Raw genomic sequence first — 16,789 nt, 5'->3', positions numbered from 1 at the left:
CGACGACCCTCCCCGGCATCGATACCCCTCGTCTTCAACTGCCCGCACCGTGACGGAATCCGACATCCGATACCGTCTTCCGGTGGAATCCGTCATACGCGATCTCGACCTCCTCGACCGGCAGTTGGCCCACGCCCTCCAGATCGACGGACGCGCCTCCTTCAGCCGCATCGCCGCCGTCCTAGGCACCTCGGACCGTACGGTCGCCCGCCGTTACCACCGGCTGCGCGTGGACGGCGCGCTGCGCGTCGTCGGGCTGCCGGAGGCCCGGAGCCTCGGACTGGTCGACTGGGGCGTACGGATCCAGTGCACGCCCGACGCCTCGGCCGCGATCGCCGCCACGCTGGCGGAACGCGCGGACACCTCATGGGTGGGGCTCGCCTCCGGCGGCACGGAGATCACCTGTATCACCCGCGCCCAGGGCGGCTCGGGACCCGGGAGCCTGCTGCTGTCCAAGCTGCCCAGGACACCGCGGATCACCGGAGTGACCGCCCACTGCTTCCTGCGCCCGGTCGCCGGTACGGCCGGGTGGCCGGGACGTACCGACGCGCTCGACGCGCGGCAGGTCGCGGAGCTGTCCCCTCCGGTGCCCGCCGTGAACCCGGCCCGGTGGGAACCCACCGCCGCCGACCACCGCCTCCTGGACGTCCTCGCCCAGGACGGCCGTGCCGCCGTGCCCGAACTGGCCGCCGCCACCGGCTGGTCGGAGTCCACCGTCCGGCGCCGGATCGAGGAGCTCCGGGCCACCGGGGTGCTGTACTTCGACGTCGACATCGACCCGGCGCTCTACGGGTTCGCCTGCGAGGCCGTGCTGTGGCTGAGCGTCGCCCCGGCCGAGCTCGGCACCGTCGGCGCGGCCCTCGACGGGCACGCCGAGGTCGCGTACGCCGCGGCCGTCACCGGGCCGAGCAACATGATGGCGATCGTCGTCGTCAAGGACGCCGACGCGCTCTACGACTACCTCGCCGTCCGCGTCGGCGCCCTGCCCGGTGTGCGGGGCGCGGAGACCGCGCTCGTCACCCGGCACGTCAAGCGCGCGGGGGCGCTGCTCGGCCCGCGTCGGCACCTCAGCCCGTCAGCACCTCCCGCAGCCGCTCCAGCCCCCAGTCCAGGTCCTCCTTGCTGATGACCAGCGGCGGGGCGATGCGGATCGTCGCGCCGTGGGTGTCCTTGACGAGCACCCCGCGCGCCATCAGCCGCTCCGAGACCTCGCGGCCCGTGCCGATCTCCGGGGCGATGTCGACGCCCGCCCACAGGCCCCGGCCGCGGACGGCCGTGACGGCCGGGCCGCCCGCCAGGAGGCCGAGTTCGTGGTGGAGGTGGTCGCCGAGGCGGGCCGCGCGTTCCTGGTACTCGCCGGAGCGGAGGATCGCGATGACCTCCAGGGCCACCGCGCACGCCAGCGGATTCCCCCCGAAGGTGGAACCGTGTTCGCCCGGCTTGTGGACGCCCAGCACCTCGCGCGAGGAGACGACCGCCGAGACCGGCACCACGCCGCCGCCGAGCGCCTTGCCCAGGATGTAGACGTCCGGGACGACGTCCTCGTGCTCGCAGGCGAACGTCCGGCCCGTTCTGCCCAGCCCGGACTGGATCTCGTCCGCCATGAAGAGGACGTTCCGCTCCCGCGTGACCCGGCGGACGCCCGCCAGATAGCCGGCCGGGGGCACCAGGACGCCCGCCTCGCCCTGGATGGGCTCCAGGAGCACGGCCACGGTGTGCTCGTCGACGGCGGCCTCCAGCGCCGCCAGGTCGCCGTACGGGACGATCTCGAAGCCCGGCGTGTACGGACCGTAGTCCGCCCGGGCCTCCTCGTCCGTGGAGAAGCTGATGATCGTGGTCGTACGGCCGTGGAAGTTGTTGTCCGCCACGACGATCTTCGCCTTGCCGTCGGGGACGCCCTTGACGCGGTAGCCCCACTTGCGGGCGGTCTTCACGGCCGTCTCCACGGCCTCCGCGCCCGTGTTCATGGGCAGGACCATCTCCATCCCGCACAGCTCCGCGAGCTCGGTACAGAACTCGCCGAAGCGGTCGTGGTGGAAGGCCCGGGAGGTCAGGGTCACCCTGTCGAGCTGCTCCTTGGCCGCGTTGATCAGTCGTCGGTGGCCGTGGCCGAAGTTCAGCGCCGAGTATCCGGCGAGCATGTCGAGATAGCGGCGGCCCTCGACGTCGGTCATCCAGGCGCCCTGCGCGGTCGCGACGACGACCGGCAGCGGATGGTAGTTGTGCGCGCTGTACTTCTCGGCGGCGGCGATGCTGCGTTCCGTGGCGGTCACCATGTGCTCCGTTCCACTCCGGGGCTGATGCTGACGCCTTTGTACACCCGCCGTACACCCTCGGTGGGCGCGGTTTTCCACAGCTGAACCGAGTCCGCTCCCGCACCTGAGAGAATGTTGTGCATGGCCCTTGATCGTCCGCGCGCTCTCTCCGGTATCCAGCCCACCGCAGGCTCGTTCCACCTCGGGAACTACCTCGGTGCGGTCCGTCAGTACGTGGCTCTGCAGGAGTCCCACGACGCCTTCTACATGGTCGTCGACCTCCATGCGATCACCGTGCCGCAGGACCCCAAGGAGCTGCGGGCCAATACCCGTGTCGCGGCCGCCCAGCTGCTGGCCGCCGGGCTGGACCCGGAGCGCTGCACGCTGTTCGTGCAGAGCCACGTCCCGGAGCACGCGCAGCTCGGCTGGGTGATGAACTGCCTGACCGGCTTCGGCGAGGCCTCGCGCATGACGCAGTTCAAGGACAAGTCCGCCAAGCAGGGCGCCGGCGCCACCACGGTCGGCCTGTTCACGTACCCGATCCTCCAGGTCGCCGACATCCTCCTCTACCAGGCGGACTCGGTGCCGGTGGGCGAGGACCAGCGCCAGCACATCGAGCTCACGCGCGACCTGGCCGAGCGTTTCAACGGCCGCTTCGGCGACACCTTCACCCTCCCGTCGGCGCACATCGTCCGCGAGACGGCGAAGATCTACGACCTTCAGGACCCGTCGGCGAAGATGAGCAAGTCGACGGCCAACCCCAAGGGCCTGATCAACCTGCTCGACGAGCCCAAGGTCTCGGCGAAGAAGATCAAGAGCGCGGTCACCGACACCGACACGGTCATCCGCTTCGACGCCGAGAAGAAGCCGGGCGTCAGCAATCTCCTCACGATCTACGCCACGCTCACCGGCACCACCATCGCCGAGCTGGAGCGGAAGTACGAGGGCAAGGGCTACGGCGCGCTCAAGACCGACCTCGCCGAGGTCATGGTGGAGTGGGTCACCCCCTTCCGCGCCCGTACCCAGGAGTACCTGGACGACCCGGCCGAGCTGGACGCGGTGCTGGCCAAGGGCGCGGAGAAGGCCCGGGCCGTCGCGGCGGACACCCTGGCCCGGGCGTACGACCGGGTGGGCTTCCTGCCCGCCAAGCACTGACCGGTCGCGTTTCGGCGGCCCCGCCGGCCGCTGAGCCATCCGGATACGGTTCACCGGCGTCCGCGCACGTCGGGCCCCTGATCCCGGGCGGGCGGGACCAGGAGATCTGGCAGTGGGAGCGGCGCAGCCGTCACACTGACCACGGGGACGTACAGGCGCCAGGAGGGAGAACGCAGTGGGGACCGTAACGCTCGGCGTTTCGATCGCGGTCCCGGAGCCGTACGGCAGCTTCCTCCAGAAGCGCCGCGAGGGCTTCGGCGACCCGCACGCCCACGGCATTCCCACGCACGTCACCCTGCTGCCGCCCACCGAGGTGGAGGTCTCGTCGCTCCCCGCGATCGAACGGCACCTCGCCGAGGTCGCGGCGGCGGGGCGCCCCTTCCGGATGCGGCTGTCGGGGACGGGCACGTTCCGGCCGCTCTCGCCGGTCGTCTATGTGAACGTGGTCGAGGGCTCGGCCGCCTGCGCATGGCTCCAGAAGCGGGTGCGGGACGCGTCGGGCCCGGTCGCGCGGGAGCTCCAGTTCCCGTACCACCCGCATGTCACCGTGGCCCACGGCATCGCCGAGGAGGCCATGGACCGGGCCTTCGCGGAGCTCGCGGACTACGAGGCGGAGTGGACGATCGAGGGCTTCGCCCTCTACGAGCAGGGAGAGGACGGTATCTGGCGCCTCGAGCGCGACTTTCCCTTTGGGACCGACGGCGTGGCCGACGATGTGACCCCGGCGGTGCCCCGGCAGGAAGGCACGGGTATCCGTAGCTCATGGACTGGCTCACCCGGCTGCCCCTGATCGGCCCCCTCGTCGCGAAGGCGATGCGTACGCACGCCTGGCGCGCGTACGCCACCCTCGATCGTGTGAAGTGGACGCGGCTCGCCGCCGCGATCACCTTCTCGAGTTTCGTCGCGCTCTTCCCCCTGCTCACCCTCGGCGCGGCCGTGGCCGCCGCCGTGCTCAGCGACGGGCAGACCAAGGACCTGGAGCGGCGGATCGCCGAGCAGGTGCCCTCCGGGGCTCTCGACATCAGCACGTTCACCGACAACGCCGGCACGGTCGGCCTCGTCGCGGGCGCCCTGCTGCTGTTCACCGGCGTCAGCTGGGTCGGTCAGCTGCGGGAGTGCCTGCGGGTGGTGTGGGAGCTGGAGGAGGACCCCGGGAACATCCTGCTCCTCAAGGTCAAGGACGGCGCCCTGCTGCTGGGCCTCGGCGGGGTCTTCCTGCTGTCGGCGGGCTGCTCGGCCTTCGCGTCGGCCGCGGTCGGCTGGGTCGTGGAGCGGGCCGGGCTGGAGGGCGTCGGCGGGCTGCTGACGGCCCTCGGTTTCTGCATCGCCGTCCTCGCGGACTTCCTGCTGATGCTCTACGTCCTGTCACGGCTGCCCGGCGTCCAGCCCGAGCGGCGCCGGCTGGTCACCGGCGCGCTGCTCGGGGCGGTGGGCTTCGAGCTGCTCAAGCTGGTGCTGAGCGGCTATCTGCGGGGCGTGGCGGCCAGGAGCATGTACGGCGCGTTCGGCACCCCGATCGCCCTACTGCTGTGGATCAACTTCACGGCGAAGCTCACGCTCTACTGTGCCGCGTGGACCGCCACGGACGACGCGGCCACGCGGCACGGAGAGAAGCGCTCGCCGGCTACTCCTTCGGCGGGTTCTTAGGCTGCGGCGGGGCCGCGTGACCGCCCGCGCGGCGTCGCGCCCGCTCCGGCAGCGGATGCCTGCGGTTGACGACGAACCCGGCCACGGCCAGCACCGCCAGCGCCCCGCCCGTCAGGCCGACGGCCGTCCACATGCCGTCGCCGCCGCCCGTGACGGCGGCCTGGGCGCCCTGCGGGGACTGCCCGCCCGTAGCGCCCTTGTCGGCGGGGAAGCCGCCCTTCGGCGGGACGAGCACGCCCACCGGCTTGACGTGGCCGGCCGCCTCGAAGCCCCAGTCGAGGAGCAACTGGGTCTCCTTGTAGACCTGGTTGCGCTCCTTGGTCTCCGGGTTCATCACGGTGACCAGCAGCTTCTTGCCGTCGTGCTGGGCGACGCCGGTGAAGGTGTTGCCGGCGTTGGTGGTGGAGCCGTTCTTCACCCCCGCCATGCCCTTGTAGGCCGGCACCCCGTCCTGGCCGGTGAGGAGCCGGTTGGTGTTGACGATCTCCTTCGTCTTCCCCGGGTGGTCCTCGTCGGGGAACTGCGTCCGGGCCGTCGAGCAGTACTCGCGGAAGTCGGCCTTCTGGAGGCCGGAGCGGGCGAACAGCGTCAGGTCGTAGGCGCTGGAGACCTGCCCCTCGGCGTCGTAGCCGTCGGGCGTGATCACATGGGTGTCGTTGGCCTGGAGCTCGTCGGCGTGCTCCTGCATGTCCCGGACGGTCTTGGCCACGCCGCCGTTCATCGCGGACAGCACGTGCACGGCGTCGTTGCCGGAGCGCAGGAAGACGCCCATCCACATGTCGTGGACGGAGTAGCTCAGCCCCTCCTTCATCCCGACCTGGCTGCTGCCCTCGCCCATGCCCTCCATGTCGGACGGCCTGACCTCGTGCTTCTTGTCCTTGGGGAACTTCGGCAGCACCGTGTCGGCGAAGAGCATCTTCAGCGTGGAGGCGGGCGGGAGCTGCCAGTGGGCGTTGTTGGCGGCGAGGATGTCACCGGTCTCGGCGTCCGCGACGAGCCACGAGTTCCCGCTGAGCTCCCGGGGCAGCTCGGGCGCGCCGGGGCCCAGCTGGACCTGCGGGCCGGGCCGGCCCAGGAGCTCGCCGCCCACCGTCGACATCTTGGCGGGCGGCAGCCGCTTCGGCGGGGGCTTGGCCTTGCCGTCGGCGGGCTTGCCGGGGGTCGCCGAGGCGCCGGGCGTCGCCGGGGCACCGGGGGAGCCCGCCGGCGAGCCGCTGGGGCCCGGGGCGGGAACGGCGAGGGCGGGGGCGGCGGCCGCCAGCGGGAGCAACAGCGAGGCACCGGCCGCCAGCAGGGCCGCGCAGCGGCGGCGGGGCGTCGCGGAGTACCGCGGGGGGTGTGATGTCGTCGTCGGCACGCTGGTGAACGTACCGCCACGCTCCGTCGACCGGGACGGCGCCTCACGGAGGGCGCCCGCCGAGGACCCGATAGGACCATTGCCGGCGCCGGAACGCATACTGAAACCCATGGCGAACGCTTCCCCTGCTTCCCCCACCGATGCTTCCCCCACCGAGCCCGAGGCCCCCGCTCCGTCGGCCCCCTCCGCTCCGGCACCGGTTCCCGCGACCCTCTCCCGTCCCGTGTCGTGGTTCCTGCTGGCGTTCGGCGCCTGGAGCTGGGTCATCTGGGTCACTTTCGTGAAAAATCTCTGGAAGGACGGCAGCGGACTGGCCTTCGACGACGCGGGTTCCCCGACCGCGTACTTCTGGGTCCACCTGCTGCTCGCGATCACTTCTTTTCTTCTGGGGACGGCTGTCGGCCTCATCGGGTTGCGTGGCGTCAGGGCGCTGCGGCGTAGCTCATAGCGGCCGGTTGACCCATTCCCGGGACGTACGCCCGTTCCCCCTTCTACGGTGATGCGCATCACTGGGCAGGAGGGGCGCGGGGGATGCGTGAGGTCCGGGTACGAAGAGGGTTACGAGGGCTACAAGGGTTACCGCGAAGGGGCTTACGCGGTCGGCGCGCGGCCGGGGCGTCGCTGACGCTCCTGCTGCTCGCGGCGGGCGCCGGAGGCTGCCGGCTCACCCCGGGGGAGGACCGCGACCGGGGGCCCGTCCAGGTCGGCACGACCGACACGGTCACCGCGCTCGACCCGGCGGGCGCCTACGACGCCGGGTCCTGGGCGCTGTACGGCAACCTCTTCCAGACCCTGCTGACCTTCGCCCCCGGCTCGAAGAACCCGGTGCCGGACGCGGCCCGCAGCTGCGGCTTCAAGGGCGACGACCTGCGGACGTACACGTGCGAGCTGCGCCCGGGGCTGAGCTTCGCCAACGGGCACGAGCTGACCGCGGAGGACGTGAAGTTCTCCTTCGACCGCATCGCCCGGATCAAGTCGCCGCAGGGCCCCGCATCGCTGCTGGACACCCTGGGCTCGGTCGAGACCTCCGGCGGCGGACGCGTCGTCACCTTCCGCCTCAAGGTCCCCGACGCGACCTTCCCACTCAAGATCGCCACCGGCGCCGGCTCCATCGTCGACCACCGCGCCTACCCCTTCGACGCACTGCGCGGGGGCGACCGGGTCGACGGCTCGGGCCCGTACACCCTCAAGGAGTACCGGCCGGGAACGAGCGCCGAGCTCGCGCCCAACGACCAGTACGAGGGCGCGGTCAAGGACGTCGGCTCCCCGGTGACGGTCCGCTACTTCCCCGACCCGGCCCGGATGAGCGACGCCTGGCGGCACGGGACCGTCGACGTCGCCGCCCGCCAGATGCCACCCGCCGACCTGGCCAAGTACTCGCTCTCCGAGACCGGCTCCCGGATGACCGAGACCTCCGGCGCCAACGCCCGCTTCCTCGTCTTCAACCTGCGCGACGGCGCCCCGGCGAAGCCGCTCGCCGTACGGCAGGCCGTCGCGGCCGTCGTCGACCGCCAGGCCCTCGCCCGGGACGTCCACCTCCGCACCGTCGAGCCGCTCTACTCGCTCGTACCGCAGGGCTTCACCGGCCACGCCACGTCCTTCTTCGACGCCTACCCGAAGCCCGACGCGGACCGGGCCCGCCGGCTGCTGCTGGACGCCGGAGTGGCCACCCCGGTCCGCTTCACCCTCGCCTACTCCAAGGGCGCGGCCACCGACCAGGAGGCGGCCCTGCTGCGCCGCCAGCTGGAGGCCACGGGACTGTTCGAGGTGACGACGAAGCGGGTGGAGTGGACGGAGTTCCAGCGGGGCTACGCCCGGGGCGCGTACGACGCGTACTGCGTCAGCTGGCTGGCCGACTTCCCCGACCCGGACACCTTCACCACACCCCTGGTGGGCGACGGCAACGCCCTCCACTCCGGCTACTCCAGTCCCAAGGTGGAGAAACTCATCCGCAAGGCCCAGCAGAACGACCAGCGCGGCCGGGTCGCGGACGACTTCCGGAGCATCCAGAAGATCGTCGCCGAGGACGTACCGCTGGTGCCGCTGTGGCAGCGGAAGGACTACGTCCTGAGCAACGCGGGCATCGCCGGGACGCAGTACCTGACGGACGGCACGGGCATCTGGCGGCTGTGGATGCTGGCCCGGATCTGAGCGGTGCGCTGCTGGCCGGTACGCGACCTTGTCGCCTCCGGGGCGGCCCACTTCACTCGATCGCGTACCGCTGATTCCCGGAACCCTCCCGGAAGGGGACGACGTGCCGCAGCAAGAAGCTCCTCACGACCCGAAGGACCTCATCAAGGCCGAGACAGTGGGAGCCTGGTACGACAAGTTCGGCGACCTGTACCACATGACCCTCGGCGACAGCGTGCACTGCGGCCTGTGGGTCTCGCCGGACGAGCCCCATCCGGCGAGCATGGACCTCGTGGCCCTCTCCTCACAGGCGCAGGACCGCTACACCGACTACCTCATCCGGCTGATGAACGCCCGCCCCGGCGGCCACCACCTCGACATGGGCTGCGGCCCCGGCCGCCCCGCCGCCCGCCTCGCCGAGCAGAGCGGGACCCGCGTCACCGGCATCTCCGTCAGCAAGGAACAGATCGCCCGCGCCCAGGAGATGGCCCGGGCCACCGGCCTGGCCGACCGCCTCACCTTCGAGGTCGTCGACGCCATGAACCTGCCCTACGAGGACGAGAGCTTCGACACCGCCTGGGCGGTGGAGAGCCTGTGCCACATGGACCGGGCCAAGGCCCTCGGCGAGGCCTGGCGGGTGCTGCGCCCCGGCGGGCAGCTGATGATCCTGGAGTCGTCCCTCATCGCCGAGCTCACCCCCGTCGAGCTGGGCATCTACGAGACGGTCCTGGCCTCCAACCCACCGCTTCCGATGGCCGAGTTGTTCGCCCTGCTGGAGCGGACCGGGTTCCGGACGCTGGAGCTCAAGGACCTCTCGGCCAATCTGGCGATCACCTCGGACATGATCGCTCTGCTGCTGCGCGACCGCCGCGAGGAGCTCGCGGCCGCGCTGGGAGCCGAGTTCGTCGAGCAGACGGATGCCGGGTACACGGGTGTCCGCACCATCATCCGTGAGAAGACGCGCTTCTTCATGATGCTGCTGCGCAAGCCCCTGGCGTAGCGGCGGACCCCTGGGCCGCCGCGCGTGGCAGTCTGGGGGTATGGACCGGATGGACCAGCACCCGTGGCGCTCGCCCGCCTCGCCGGGCGAGCCGCCCTACTACACGACCGACACCTGCGCCGGGTGCGGCGTCGTCGTGCACGGTATCCACGGCCGGTGGACGTGCGCGGCCTGTGGCGCGTGCAGCCCCTACCAGGAACCGCCCGAGGGCTGGGCCTCCGAGATCACCGCGGAGGAACTGGCCACGAACACGGTGGGGTACGACCGGCCGGCATAGCCCGGAGGCCCGTGGCGGGCCGGTCGTCGTCACAGACCGTGCCGGCCCAGGAAGTCCAGGATCAGCTTCTGCCACTCCTCCGGCCGCTCGGCCATCGGCACATGGCCCGTGTCGATCTCCGCGTACTCCGCGCCCGCGATCCGCTCCGCGAGGAAACGGGAGTTGGCCGGGGCGACCAGCGTGTCCTGGAGGGGCGCGACGACCAGCGTGGGTACGGAGATACCGGCGAGGTCGCCGGTGGTGTCGGAGGCGCCGACCACGGCGGCCTGCTCGGCCGCGCCGGCCGGGACACCGCGCGCCACGAGCTCCAGGAAGGGCTCGACCGTCGTCTCCGGGAGGCCGTTGAAGAACGTCTCGCCGAAGCCGCTCAGCGCCACGAACCGCGCGAACCCCTCCAGATCGCCCCGCTCCAGCAGCCGCTGCCAGAGATAGAGCGAGGCCCGCGTCCGGTTGTCCGCCTTGGCCAGGCCCGCCGTCAGGACCAGGCCCCGCACCCGCTCCGGGTGCCGGGCGGCCGCCCGTACGGAGACCATGGTGCCCAGCGAATAACCCACCAGGGTGAAACTCTCCAGCCCGGCCCCGTCCGCCGCGGCCACGATCCCGTCGGCCAGCGCGTCGAGGTCCAGCGGACCGGTGGCACGTGGCGTGGCGCCGGAGCCGGGATAGTCGGGGGCCACCACCGTGTGTGCCGCGGAGAGGGCCGGGAGGATGGGGACGTAATTGCCCTCGATGCTGCCGCCCGCGCCGTGCGCGAGGAGCAGCCCGGGGCCGGTGCCGTGAACGGTCGTTGCGAGTGCGGGAATCCGTGTCATGTGCAAGAGGTTGCCCCATGACATCAGTGTCAAGGTCAAGTGTGAGTGGGGGATTCGCTTATGCGTATCGGTGAACTGTCGCAGCACACGGGGGTCAGTGCGCGGCTGCTCCGCTACTACGAGCAGCAGGGACTGCTCGGCTCCGAGCGGGACAGCAATGGCTACCGCCGATATCACCCGGCCGCGGTCCAGCGCGTTCGTCGCATCCGCGAACTCCTCGACGCCGGGATGACCACCGAGGTCATCCGCACCCTGCTGCCCTGCGCCCAGGGCGGCCCCGGGCTGCTCACCTGCTCCCGCTCCGTCCAAGCGCTGGACGACCAGCTCGCCCGTGTGGAGGAGCAGATGGCCGAGCTGGAGCGGAAGAAGGAGGCGCTGCGCGGGGTGACCCGGGCGATGGAGGTCCGCCGGCACGAGGACGAGATGCTGGCGAGGGCGGCGCTGAGGTCCGCCTGACGGGCGAGGGCCCGCTCCCCCAGGGGAAGCGGGCCCTCGCCGTGGAACCGGGTGACCGGACCGGAGGTCAGAAGCGGCGCGTGATCAGCGCCCGCTTCACCTCCTGGATCGCCTTGGTGACCTCGATGCCACGCGGGCAGGCGTCCGTGCAGTTGAAGGTCGTGCGGCAGCGCCACACGCCGTCCTTGTCGTTCAGGATCTCCAGGCGCTGCTCGCCCGCCTCGTCACGCGAGTCGAAGATGAAGCGGTGCGCGTTGACGATCGCCGCCGGGCCGAAGTACTGGCCGTCGTTCCAGAACACCGGGCACGACGAGGTGCACGCGGCGCACAGGATGCACTTGGTGGTGTCGTCGAAGCGCTCGCGGTCCTCGGCGGACTGCAGACGCTCGCGCGTCGGCTCGTTGCCCTTGGTGACCAGGAACGGCATGACGTCGCGGTAGGCCTGGAAGAACGGCTCCATGTCGACCACGAGGTCCTTGAGGACCGTCAGACCCTTGATGGGCTCGACCGTGATCGGCTTGGCCGGGTCGATGTCCTTGATCAGGGTCTTGCAGGCCAGCCGGTTCTTGCCGTTGATCCGCATGGCGTCGGAGCCGCAGATGCCGTGCGCGCAGGAGCGACGGAAGGTCAGCGAGCCGTCCAGGTCCCACTTGATCTTGTGGAGACCGTCGAGCACGCGCTCCTTCGGGTCGATCTCGACCTGGAAGTCCTGCCAGGTGGCCTCCGCCGAGACCTCCGGGTTGAACCGGCGGATCCGGAAGGTGACCGTGATGTACGGCGAGGCCTGCGCCTCGGCCTCCACCTTGTCGAGAGTCGGGGTGCTCATCAGTACTTACGCTCCATCGGCTGGTAGCGGGTCTGGACGACCGGCTTGTAGTCGAGGCGGATCGAGTCCTTGCCGTCCGCGTCGACCTCGCGGTACGCCATGGTGTGGCGCATGAAGTTGACGTCGTCGCGGTTCGGGAAGTCCTCGCGGTAGTGACCGCCGCGGGACTCCTTGCGCGCCAGCGCGGACACGGCCATCACCTCGGCCAGGTCGAGCAGGTTGCCCAGCTCGATGGCCTCCAGGAGGTCGGTGTTGAAGCGCTTGCCCTTGTCCTGGACGGACACGTTCTTGTAGCGCTCGCGCAGCTCGGCGATCTTCTCGACGGCCGTCTTGATGGTCTGCTCGGTGCGGAAGACCATGACGTTGGCGTCCATGGTCTCCTGGAGCTCGTTGCGGAGCTCGGCGACCCGCTCCTTGCCCGTGGAGTTCCGCAGCCGCTCGACCTGCTCGACGACGAGCGCGGCCGGGTTCTCCGGCAGCTCGACGAAGTCGGCCTTCTGGGCGTACTCGGCGGCGGCGATGCCGGAGCGACGACCGAAGACGTTGATGTCGAGCAGCGAGTTGGTGCCCAGGCGGTTGGCGCCGTGCACGGACACGCACGCGACCTCGCCGGCGGCGTAGAGGCCGGGGACGACGGTGTCGTTGTCGGCCAGCACCTCGCCCTCGACGTTGGTCGGGATGCCGCCCATGGCGTAGTGCGCGGTCGGCTGGATCGGGATCGGGTCCGTGTAGGGCTCGATGCCGAGGTACGTCCGGGCGAACTCGGTGATGTCCGGGAGCTTGGCGTCCAGCTGCTCCGGCGGCAGGTGGGTGAGGTCCAGGTAGACGTGGTCGCCCTCGGGACCGCAGCCGCGGCCCTCGCGGATCTCCGTGTAGATGGAGCGCGAGACGACGTCACGCGAGGCGAGGTCCTTCATGACGGGCGCGTACTTCTCCATGAAGCGCTCGCCGTCCTTGTTGCGGAGGATGCCGCCCTCACCGCGGGCGCCCTCCGTCAGCAGGATGCCCATGCGCCAGATGCCCGTCGGGTGGAACTGGAAGAACTCCATGTCCTCCAGGGGCAGGCCGCGGCGGTAGCAGGCCGCCTGGCCGTCACCCGTGAGGGTGTGGGCGTTGGAGGTCACCTTGAAGAACTTGCCGGTGCCGCCGGAGGCGTAGATGACCGACTTGGCCTGGAAGACGTGGATCTCGCCGGTGGCGAGCTCGTACGCCACCACACCGGCGGACTTCTTGACGCCGTCGACCTCGGTGATCAGCTGGTCCAGGACGTAGAACTCGTTGAAGAACTCCACGCCCTCCTTGACGCAGTTCTGGTACAGCGTCTGGAGGATCATGTGGCCGGTGCGGTCCGCGGCGTAGCAGGACCGGCGGACCGGGGCCTCGCCGTGGTTACGGCTGTGACCGCCGAAGCGGCGCTGGTCGATGGTGCCGTCCGGGGTGCGGTTGAACGGCAGGCCCATCTTCTCGAGGTCGAGGACCGCGTCGATGGCCTCCTTCGCCAGGATCTCGGCGGCGTCCTGGTCGACCAGGTAGTCGCCACCCTTGATCGTGTCGAAGGTGTGCCACTCCCAGTTGTCCTCCTCGACGTTCGCGAGGGCGGCGGCCATGCCGCCCTGCGCGGCGCCGGTGTGGGAGCGCGTGGGGTAGAGCTTGGTGAGCACCGCGGTGCGGCTGCGCTTGGTCGACTCGATGGCCGCGCGCATGCCGGCGCCACCGGCGCCGACGATGACGGTGTCGTACTTGTGGATCTTCATCGTGATTACCTCAGCCCCGTGGCCTAGCGGATGTTCGGGTCGAAGGTGAAGATCACCAGCGTGCCCAGCAGGACGGTGAACACCGTGGCGGTGTACAGCAGCATCTTCAGCCAGAAGCGGGTGTTGTCCCGCTCCGCGTAGTCGTTGATGACCGTGCGGAGGCCGTTGGCGCCGTGGAGCATCGCCAGCCACAGCATGATCAGGTCCCAGGCCTGCCAGAACGGGGAGGCCCAGCGGCCGGCCACGAAGGCGAAGCCGATCTTGCTGACACCGCCGTCGAGGACGAGCTGGATCAGCAGGTGGCCGAGGACCAGGACGACCAGCACGATGCCGGACAGGCGCATGAAGAGCCAGCCGTACATCTCGAAGTTGGTGCGGGTCGACTTCGGGGTCTTCTTGGTGCGCTTGCGCGGCGCCTCGATGACCGGGGCCGGGTTGTCGACGTCGTAGAGCGACACGGAGGCGTCGGTCACGGCGGGGGTGGTTTCAGCGGACATCTCGCGACTCAGCTCCCGAACAGCGTGCGCAGCGTGTGCTGGAGCACGGGGTAGAAAGCGCCTGCCATCAGCACGACCCAGACACCGACGACGCTCCACAGCATCTGCTTCTGGTACCGCGGTCCCTTGGACCAGAAGTCCACCGCGATGACGCGGAGGCCGTTCAGAGCGTGGAAGAGGATGGCGGCCACGAGGCCGTACTCCATCAGGTTGACGATCGGTGTCTTGTACGTGGCGACGACGTCGTCATATGCCTCAGGAGAGACACGGACGAGAGCGGTGTCGAGGACGTGTACGAACAGGAAGAAGAAAATGAGGACGCCAGTGACTCGATGAGCCACCCAGGACCACATGCCTTCCCGGCCGCGGTACAGCGTTCCAGCCGGCACGGAAAACCCTCCGGGAGCGGGGATTGGGGCCTGCCGGCTTCACTGTCGGTCGGGCCCGGCCGGGTACGGTCCACCGGCCCTGGCCATCGTAGCGACGCCTTGTCGGTTCGGTCCCCCGGGGTACGGCAGGTGTGATCAAACAGGCACGTACGGCCTAGGCCGAGCGGGACCCACGGGCCCCGGAGGCCGTGCCGAGACCTTCCCGAGTCCGGGCCGAGATCACGTCGAGATCGCGCCGAGACCCCGCCGGATCCCCTGGGATTCAAGCTTCCGGCGTGTCCGGCGGGATGTGGGGGTAGTTAGGGAGAAAACCCATATCTTCGACACCAAAGCCCCAAATGGGAGGTTTTCTCCATGGGACGGTCTGTCAGGATCACCCGGGCTTCGGCCGTCCGGGGAACGGTGGCCAGCTGCGCCCTCCTCGCGACCATGACCCTCATGGGCTGTCCGCGCGACGGCCACGCCGGGCATCCGGGCGCCGACGACTCCCGCTCCGCCCAGGGTTCCGTCGCCGGGGCCCCGGCCGCCTCCGCCCCCGCCGCCTCGGACCCGGCCACCGTCTCCCCGTCCACGCCCGTCCCGCAGGGGCCCCCGGCCGTGGTCCCGGCCGTCCGGGAGTACACCCAGCGCTCCGGCCCCGGCTGGCGGCCCGCGCCCGGCGCCCGGGTGGTGGCCGCGGCCGGGAAGCCGGCCGACGAGGCCCGCCGGCTCGCCGGCGACCTGGGGCTCACCTACGACGCCGGGCCCGCCCGCCCCGGCGACGTGGAGCTGATCGCGCGCGCCGGACAGGCCGGCGGCCCCGAGTCGTACGAGCTGACCGTCCAGGACCACAAGGTCACCATCACCGCCCCCGAGGCCGCCGGCCTCTTCTACGGCACCAGGACCGTCGTCCAGGCCGTGCGCGGCGGCGGGGGACTGCCCGAGGGGGTGATCAAGGACGCGCCCGACCGTCCCCAGCGCGGCCTCAACCTCGACACCGCCCGCAAGCACTTCACCGCCGACTGGATCGCGGCCCGGCTGCGCGAGCTCGCCGACCTCAAGCTCAACCAGCTCGGCCTGCACTTCTCCGACGACCAGGGCTTCCGGATCGAGAGCTCCTCCCACCCCGAGGTCGTCTCCCCGCAGCACCTCACCAAGGCCGAGCTCCGCCGGATCGTGGCCCTCGCCTCCGACCTCCACATCACCGTCGTCCCCGAGATCGACTCGCCCGGCCACCTCGGCGCGGTCATCGCCGCCCGCCCGGCCCTCCAGCTCCGCGACGCGAGCGGCACGGCGGCGCGGGGCGCGGTCGACATCGGCAACCCCGAGTCCGCGCGGGTCGTCGACGACCTTTTGCGGGAGTACGCCCCGCTCTTTCCCGGCCCCTGGTTCCACCTGGGCGCCGACGAGTACCGCGCCCTGATGTCCCGTGACCCGCAGGCCTCCTACCCCCGGCTGGCCCAGCTGGCCCGTCAGCGGTTCGGCCCCCAGGGCCGGGTCCAGGACCTGGCCACGGCCTGGCTGAACGACCGGGCGGCCGTGGTACGCGGCCTGGGCAAGACCCCCAAGGCGTGGAACGACGGCTTCTTCACGGGCGGGGTCGTCGCCCCGGACAAATCCATCGAAGTCGAATACTGGACGGGCAAGGAGATCGGCGCGCGTCGCCCACAGGACTACCTGAACGAGGGACGCACGGTGGTCAACCTGAACGACGAATACCTCTATTACGTGCTCGGCGAGCCCAACGACTTCCACTATCCGACGGGGGAGCGGATCTACGGAGCGTGGTCGCCGCCCGTCCTGCGGGGCACGGGCCCCGTTCCGCCGAACGTGGCGTCCGGCGCGGACCGGGTGCCCGGCGGGCGGCTCGCGGTCTGGTGCGATCGCGCCGACGCGCAGTCGCCGGAGCAGGTGGCGGCGGGAATCAGGCTGCCGCTCGCGGCGGTCTCCCAGCGGCTGTGGGACCCGCGGCCGCCGCGGCTGTCGTGGGCGGACTTCGCGGCCCTGGCGGGGCGGGTGCGGCGCTGAGGGAGAAGCCGGGCGGTCAGCCGAGCGGGGATCGGACGGGGACGGCCGGGGCCGCCACCCCCCACAGGAGAGGCCCCGACCGCCGTCCGCTGCGAACCCTGGTGGAGCACGCATCTCTTACAGCGCCGGTAATCGAAAATTCGTCACTCCACCTCTTCCCCGGGCCGGGGCCGGTCGTCCGGAGCGCGTAATATCACCCGCTCGTAGCCGTTTGACCACGTCACGAT

General features: G+C 70.8%; 16 protein-coding genes and 1 pseudogene. 10 read left to right on the top strand and 7 right to left on the bottom strand.

The genetic code is table 11. From position 1 onward, the window contains the following. Window positions 1–82: 82 nt before the first annotated feature. Window positions 83–1,126, top strand: a complete 1,044-nt coding sequence (locus tag RM609_RS16340; protein WP_311611568.1) for an Lrp/AsnC family transcriptional regulator — start codon at window positions 83–85, stop codon at window positions 1,124–1,126. Here the strand turns inward: RM609_RS16340 and rocD are convergent. Further along, complete coding sequence (rocD, locus tag RM609_RS16335; RefSeq protein WP_438828456.1) at window positions 1,068–2,276, bottom strand: ornithine--oxo-acid transaminase; 1,209 nt, start codon at window positions 2,274–2,276, stop codon at window positions 1,068–1,070. The two genes, RM609_RS16340 and rocD, sit on opposite strands and share 59 nt — an antisense overlap. Window positions 2,277–2,390: 114 nt before the next feature. On the opposite strand from rocD, the gene trpS reads away from it, so the two are divergent. From trpS to RM609_RS16320, 3 genes are all read left to right on the top strand, one after another. Further along, complete coding sequence (trpS, locus tag RM609_RS16330) at window positions 2,391–3,410, top strand: tryptophan--tRNA ligase (RefSeq protein WP_311611809.1); 1,020 nt, start codon at window positions 2,391–2,393, stop codon at window positions 3,408–3,410. Between the two features lie 175 nt (window positions 3,411–3,585). Further along, window positions 3,586–4,200, top strand: coding sequence for a 2'-5' RNA ligase family protein (locus tag RM609_RS16325; RefSeq protein WP_311611567.1), 615 nt, complete (start codon window positions 3,586–3,588; stop codon window positions 4,198–4,200). Further along, the gene (locus RM609_RS16320) at window positions 4,173–5,057 is read left to right on the top strand and encodes a YihY/virulence factor BrkB family protein (RefSeq protein ID WP_311611565.1); all 885 of its coding nucleotides are present in this window, start codon (window positions 4,173–4,175) and stop codon (window positions 5,055–5,057) included. Before RM609_RS16325 ends, RM609_RS16320 begins: the two co-directional genes overlap by 28 nt. Here RM609_RS16320 and RM609_RS16315 read toward each other — a convergent pair. After that, on the bottom strand, window positions 5,035–6,513 hold the full coding sequence (locus tag RM609_RS16315; protein ID WP_311611807.1) for a D-alanyl-D-alanine carboxypeptidase family protein: 1,479 nt from the start codon (window positions 6,511–6,513) through the stop codon (window positions 5,035–5,037). The two genes, RM609_RS16320 and RM609_RS16315, sit on opposite strands and share 23 nt — an antisense overlap. Before the next feature lie 112 nt (window positions 6,514–6,625). On the opposite strand from RM609_RS16315, the pseudogene RM609_RS16310 reads away from it, so the two are divergent. From RM609_RS16310 to RM609_RS16295, 4 genes and pseudogenes are all read left to right on the top strand, one after another. After that, window positions 6,626–6,862 (top strand): annotated as a pseudogene (locus tag RM609_RS16310) (SCO4848 family membrane protein); the annotation flags it as partial. An 83-nt stretch (window positions 6,863–6,945) separates the two neighbouring features. Further along, the gene (locus RM609_RS16305; RefSeq protein WP_311611564.1) at window positions 6,946–8,565 is read left to right on the top strand and encodes an ABC transporter substrate-binding protein; all 1,620 of its coding nucleotides are present in this window, start codon (window positions 6,946–6,948) and stop codon (window positions 8,563–8,565) included. A 103-nt stretch (window positions 8,566–8,668) separates the two neighbouring features. Then, window positions 8,669–9,544, top strand: coding sequence for an SAM-dependent methyltransferase (locus RM609_RS16300; RefSeq protein WP_311611562.1), 876 nt, complete (start codon window positions 8,669–8,671; stop codon window positions 9,542–9,544). Between the two features lie 40 nt (window positions 9,545–9,584). Then, complete coding sequence (locus RM609_RS16295) at window positions 9,585–9,821, top strand: hypothetical protein (protein WP_311611561.1); 237 nt, start codon at window positions 9,585–9,587, stop codon at window positions 9,819–9,821. 29 nt (window positions 9,822–9,850) lie between these two features. Here the strand turns inward: RM609_RS16295 and RM609_RS16290 are convergent, their stop codons facing one another. Beyond that, a complete protein-coding gene (locus RM609_RS16290) occupies window positions 9,851–10,633 on the bottom strand; it encodes an alpha/beta fold hydrolase (protein WP_311611559.1) in 783 nt (260 codons plus the stop codon). A gap of 60 nt (window positions 10,634–10,693) precedes the next feature. Between RM609_RS16290 and RM609_RS16285 the strand changes: the two genes are divergently transcribed. Next, window positions 10,694–11,089, top strand: coding sequence for a MerR family transcriptional regulator (locus RM609_RS16285; protein ID WP_311611557.1), 396 nt, complete (start codon window positions 10,694–10,696; stop codon window positions 11,087–11,089). 67 nt (window positions 11,090–11,156) lie between these two features. Here RM609_RS16285 and RM609_RS16280 read toward each other — a convergent pair whose 3' ends face one another. From RM609_RS16280 to sdhC, 4 genes are read right to left on the bottom strand one after another with little or no spacing between them, the layout of a single operon-like run. After that, window positions 11,157–11,915, bottom strand: coding sequence for a succinate dehydrogenase iron-sulfur subunit (locus tag RM609_RS16280; RefSeq protein ID WP_311611556.1), 759 nt, complete (start codon window positions 11,913–11,915; stop codon window positions 11,157–11,159). Further along, window positions 11,915–13,669 (bottom strand): succinate dehydrogenase flavoprotein subunit, encoded by a 1,755-nt coding sequence (gene sdhA / locus RM609_RS16275; RefSeq protein WP_311611555.1) that lies wholly within the window; start codon window positions 13,667–13,669, stop codon window positions 11,915–11,917. Before sdhA ends, RM609_RS16280 begins: the two co-directional genes overlap by 1 nt. Window positions 13,670–13,692: 23 nt before the next feature. Continuing rightward, window positions 13,693–14,166, bottom strand: a complete 474-nt coding sequence (locus tag RM609_RS16270) for a succinate dehydrogenase hydrophobic membrane anchor subunit (protein ID WP_311611553.1) — start codon at window positions 14,164–14,166, stop codon at window positions 13,693–13,695. Window positions 14,167–14,174: 8 nt separating this feature from the next. Further along, window positions 14,175–14,555, bottom strand: coding sequence for a succinate dehydrogenase, cytochrome b556 subunit (gene sdhC / locus RM609_RS16265; protein ID WP_311611552.1), 381 nt, complete (start codon window positions 14,553–14,555; stop codon window positions 14,175–14,177). 354 nt (window positions 14,556–14,909) lie between these two features. On the opposite strand from sdhC, the gene RM609_RS16260 reads away from it, so the two are divergent. Beyond that, the gene (locus RM609_RS16260) at window positions 14,910–16,562 is read left to right on the top strand and encodes a beta-N-acetylhexosaminidase (protein WP_311611550.1); all 1,653 of its coding nucleotides are present in this window, start codon (window positions 14,910–14,912) and stop codon (window positions 16,560–16,562) included. Window positions 16,563–16,789: the final 227 nt, after the last annotated feature.

Source organism: Streptomyces hesseae (assembly GCF_031845785.1).
Taxonomy (GTDB): Bacteria; Actinomycetota; Actinomycetes; order Streptomycetales; family Streptomycetaceae; genus Streptomyces; species Streptomyces hesseae.
Note: the sequence above shows the minus strand (reverse complement) of the source record. Positions and strands in the feature narration are given on the sequence as shown.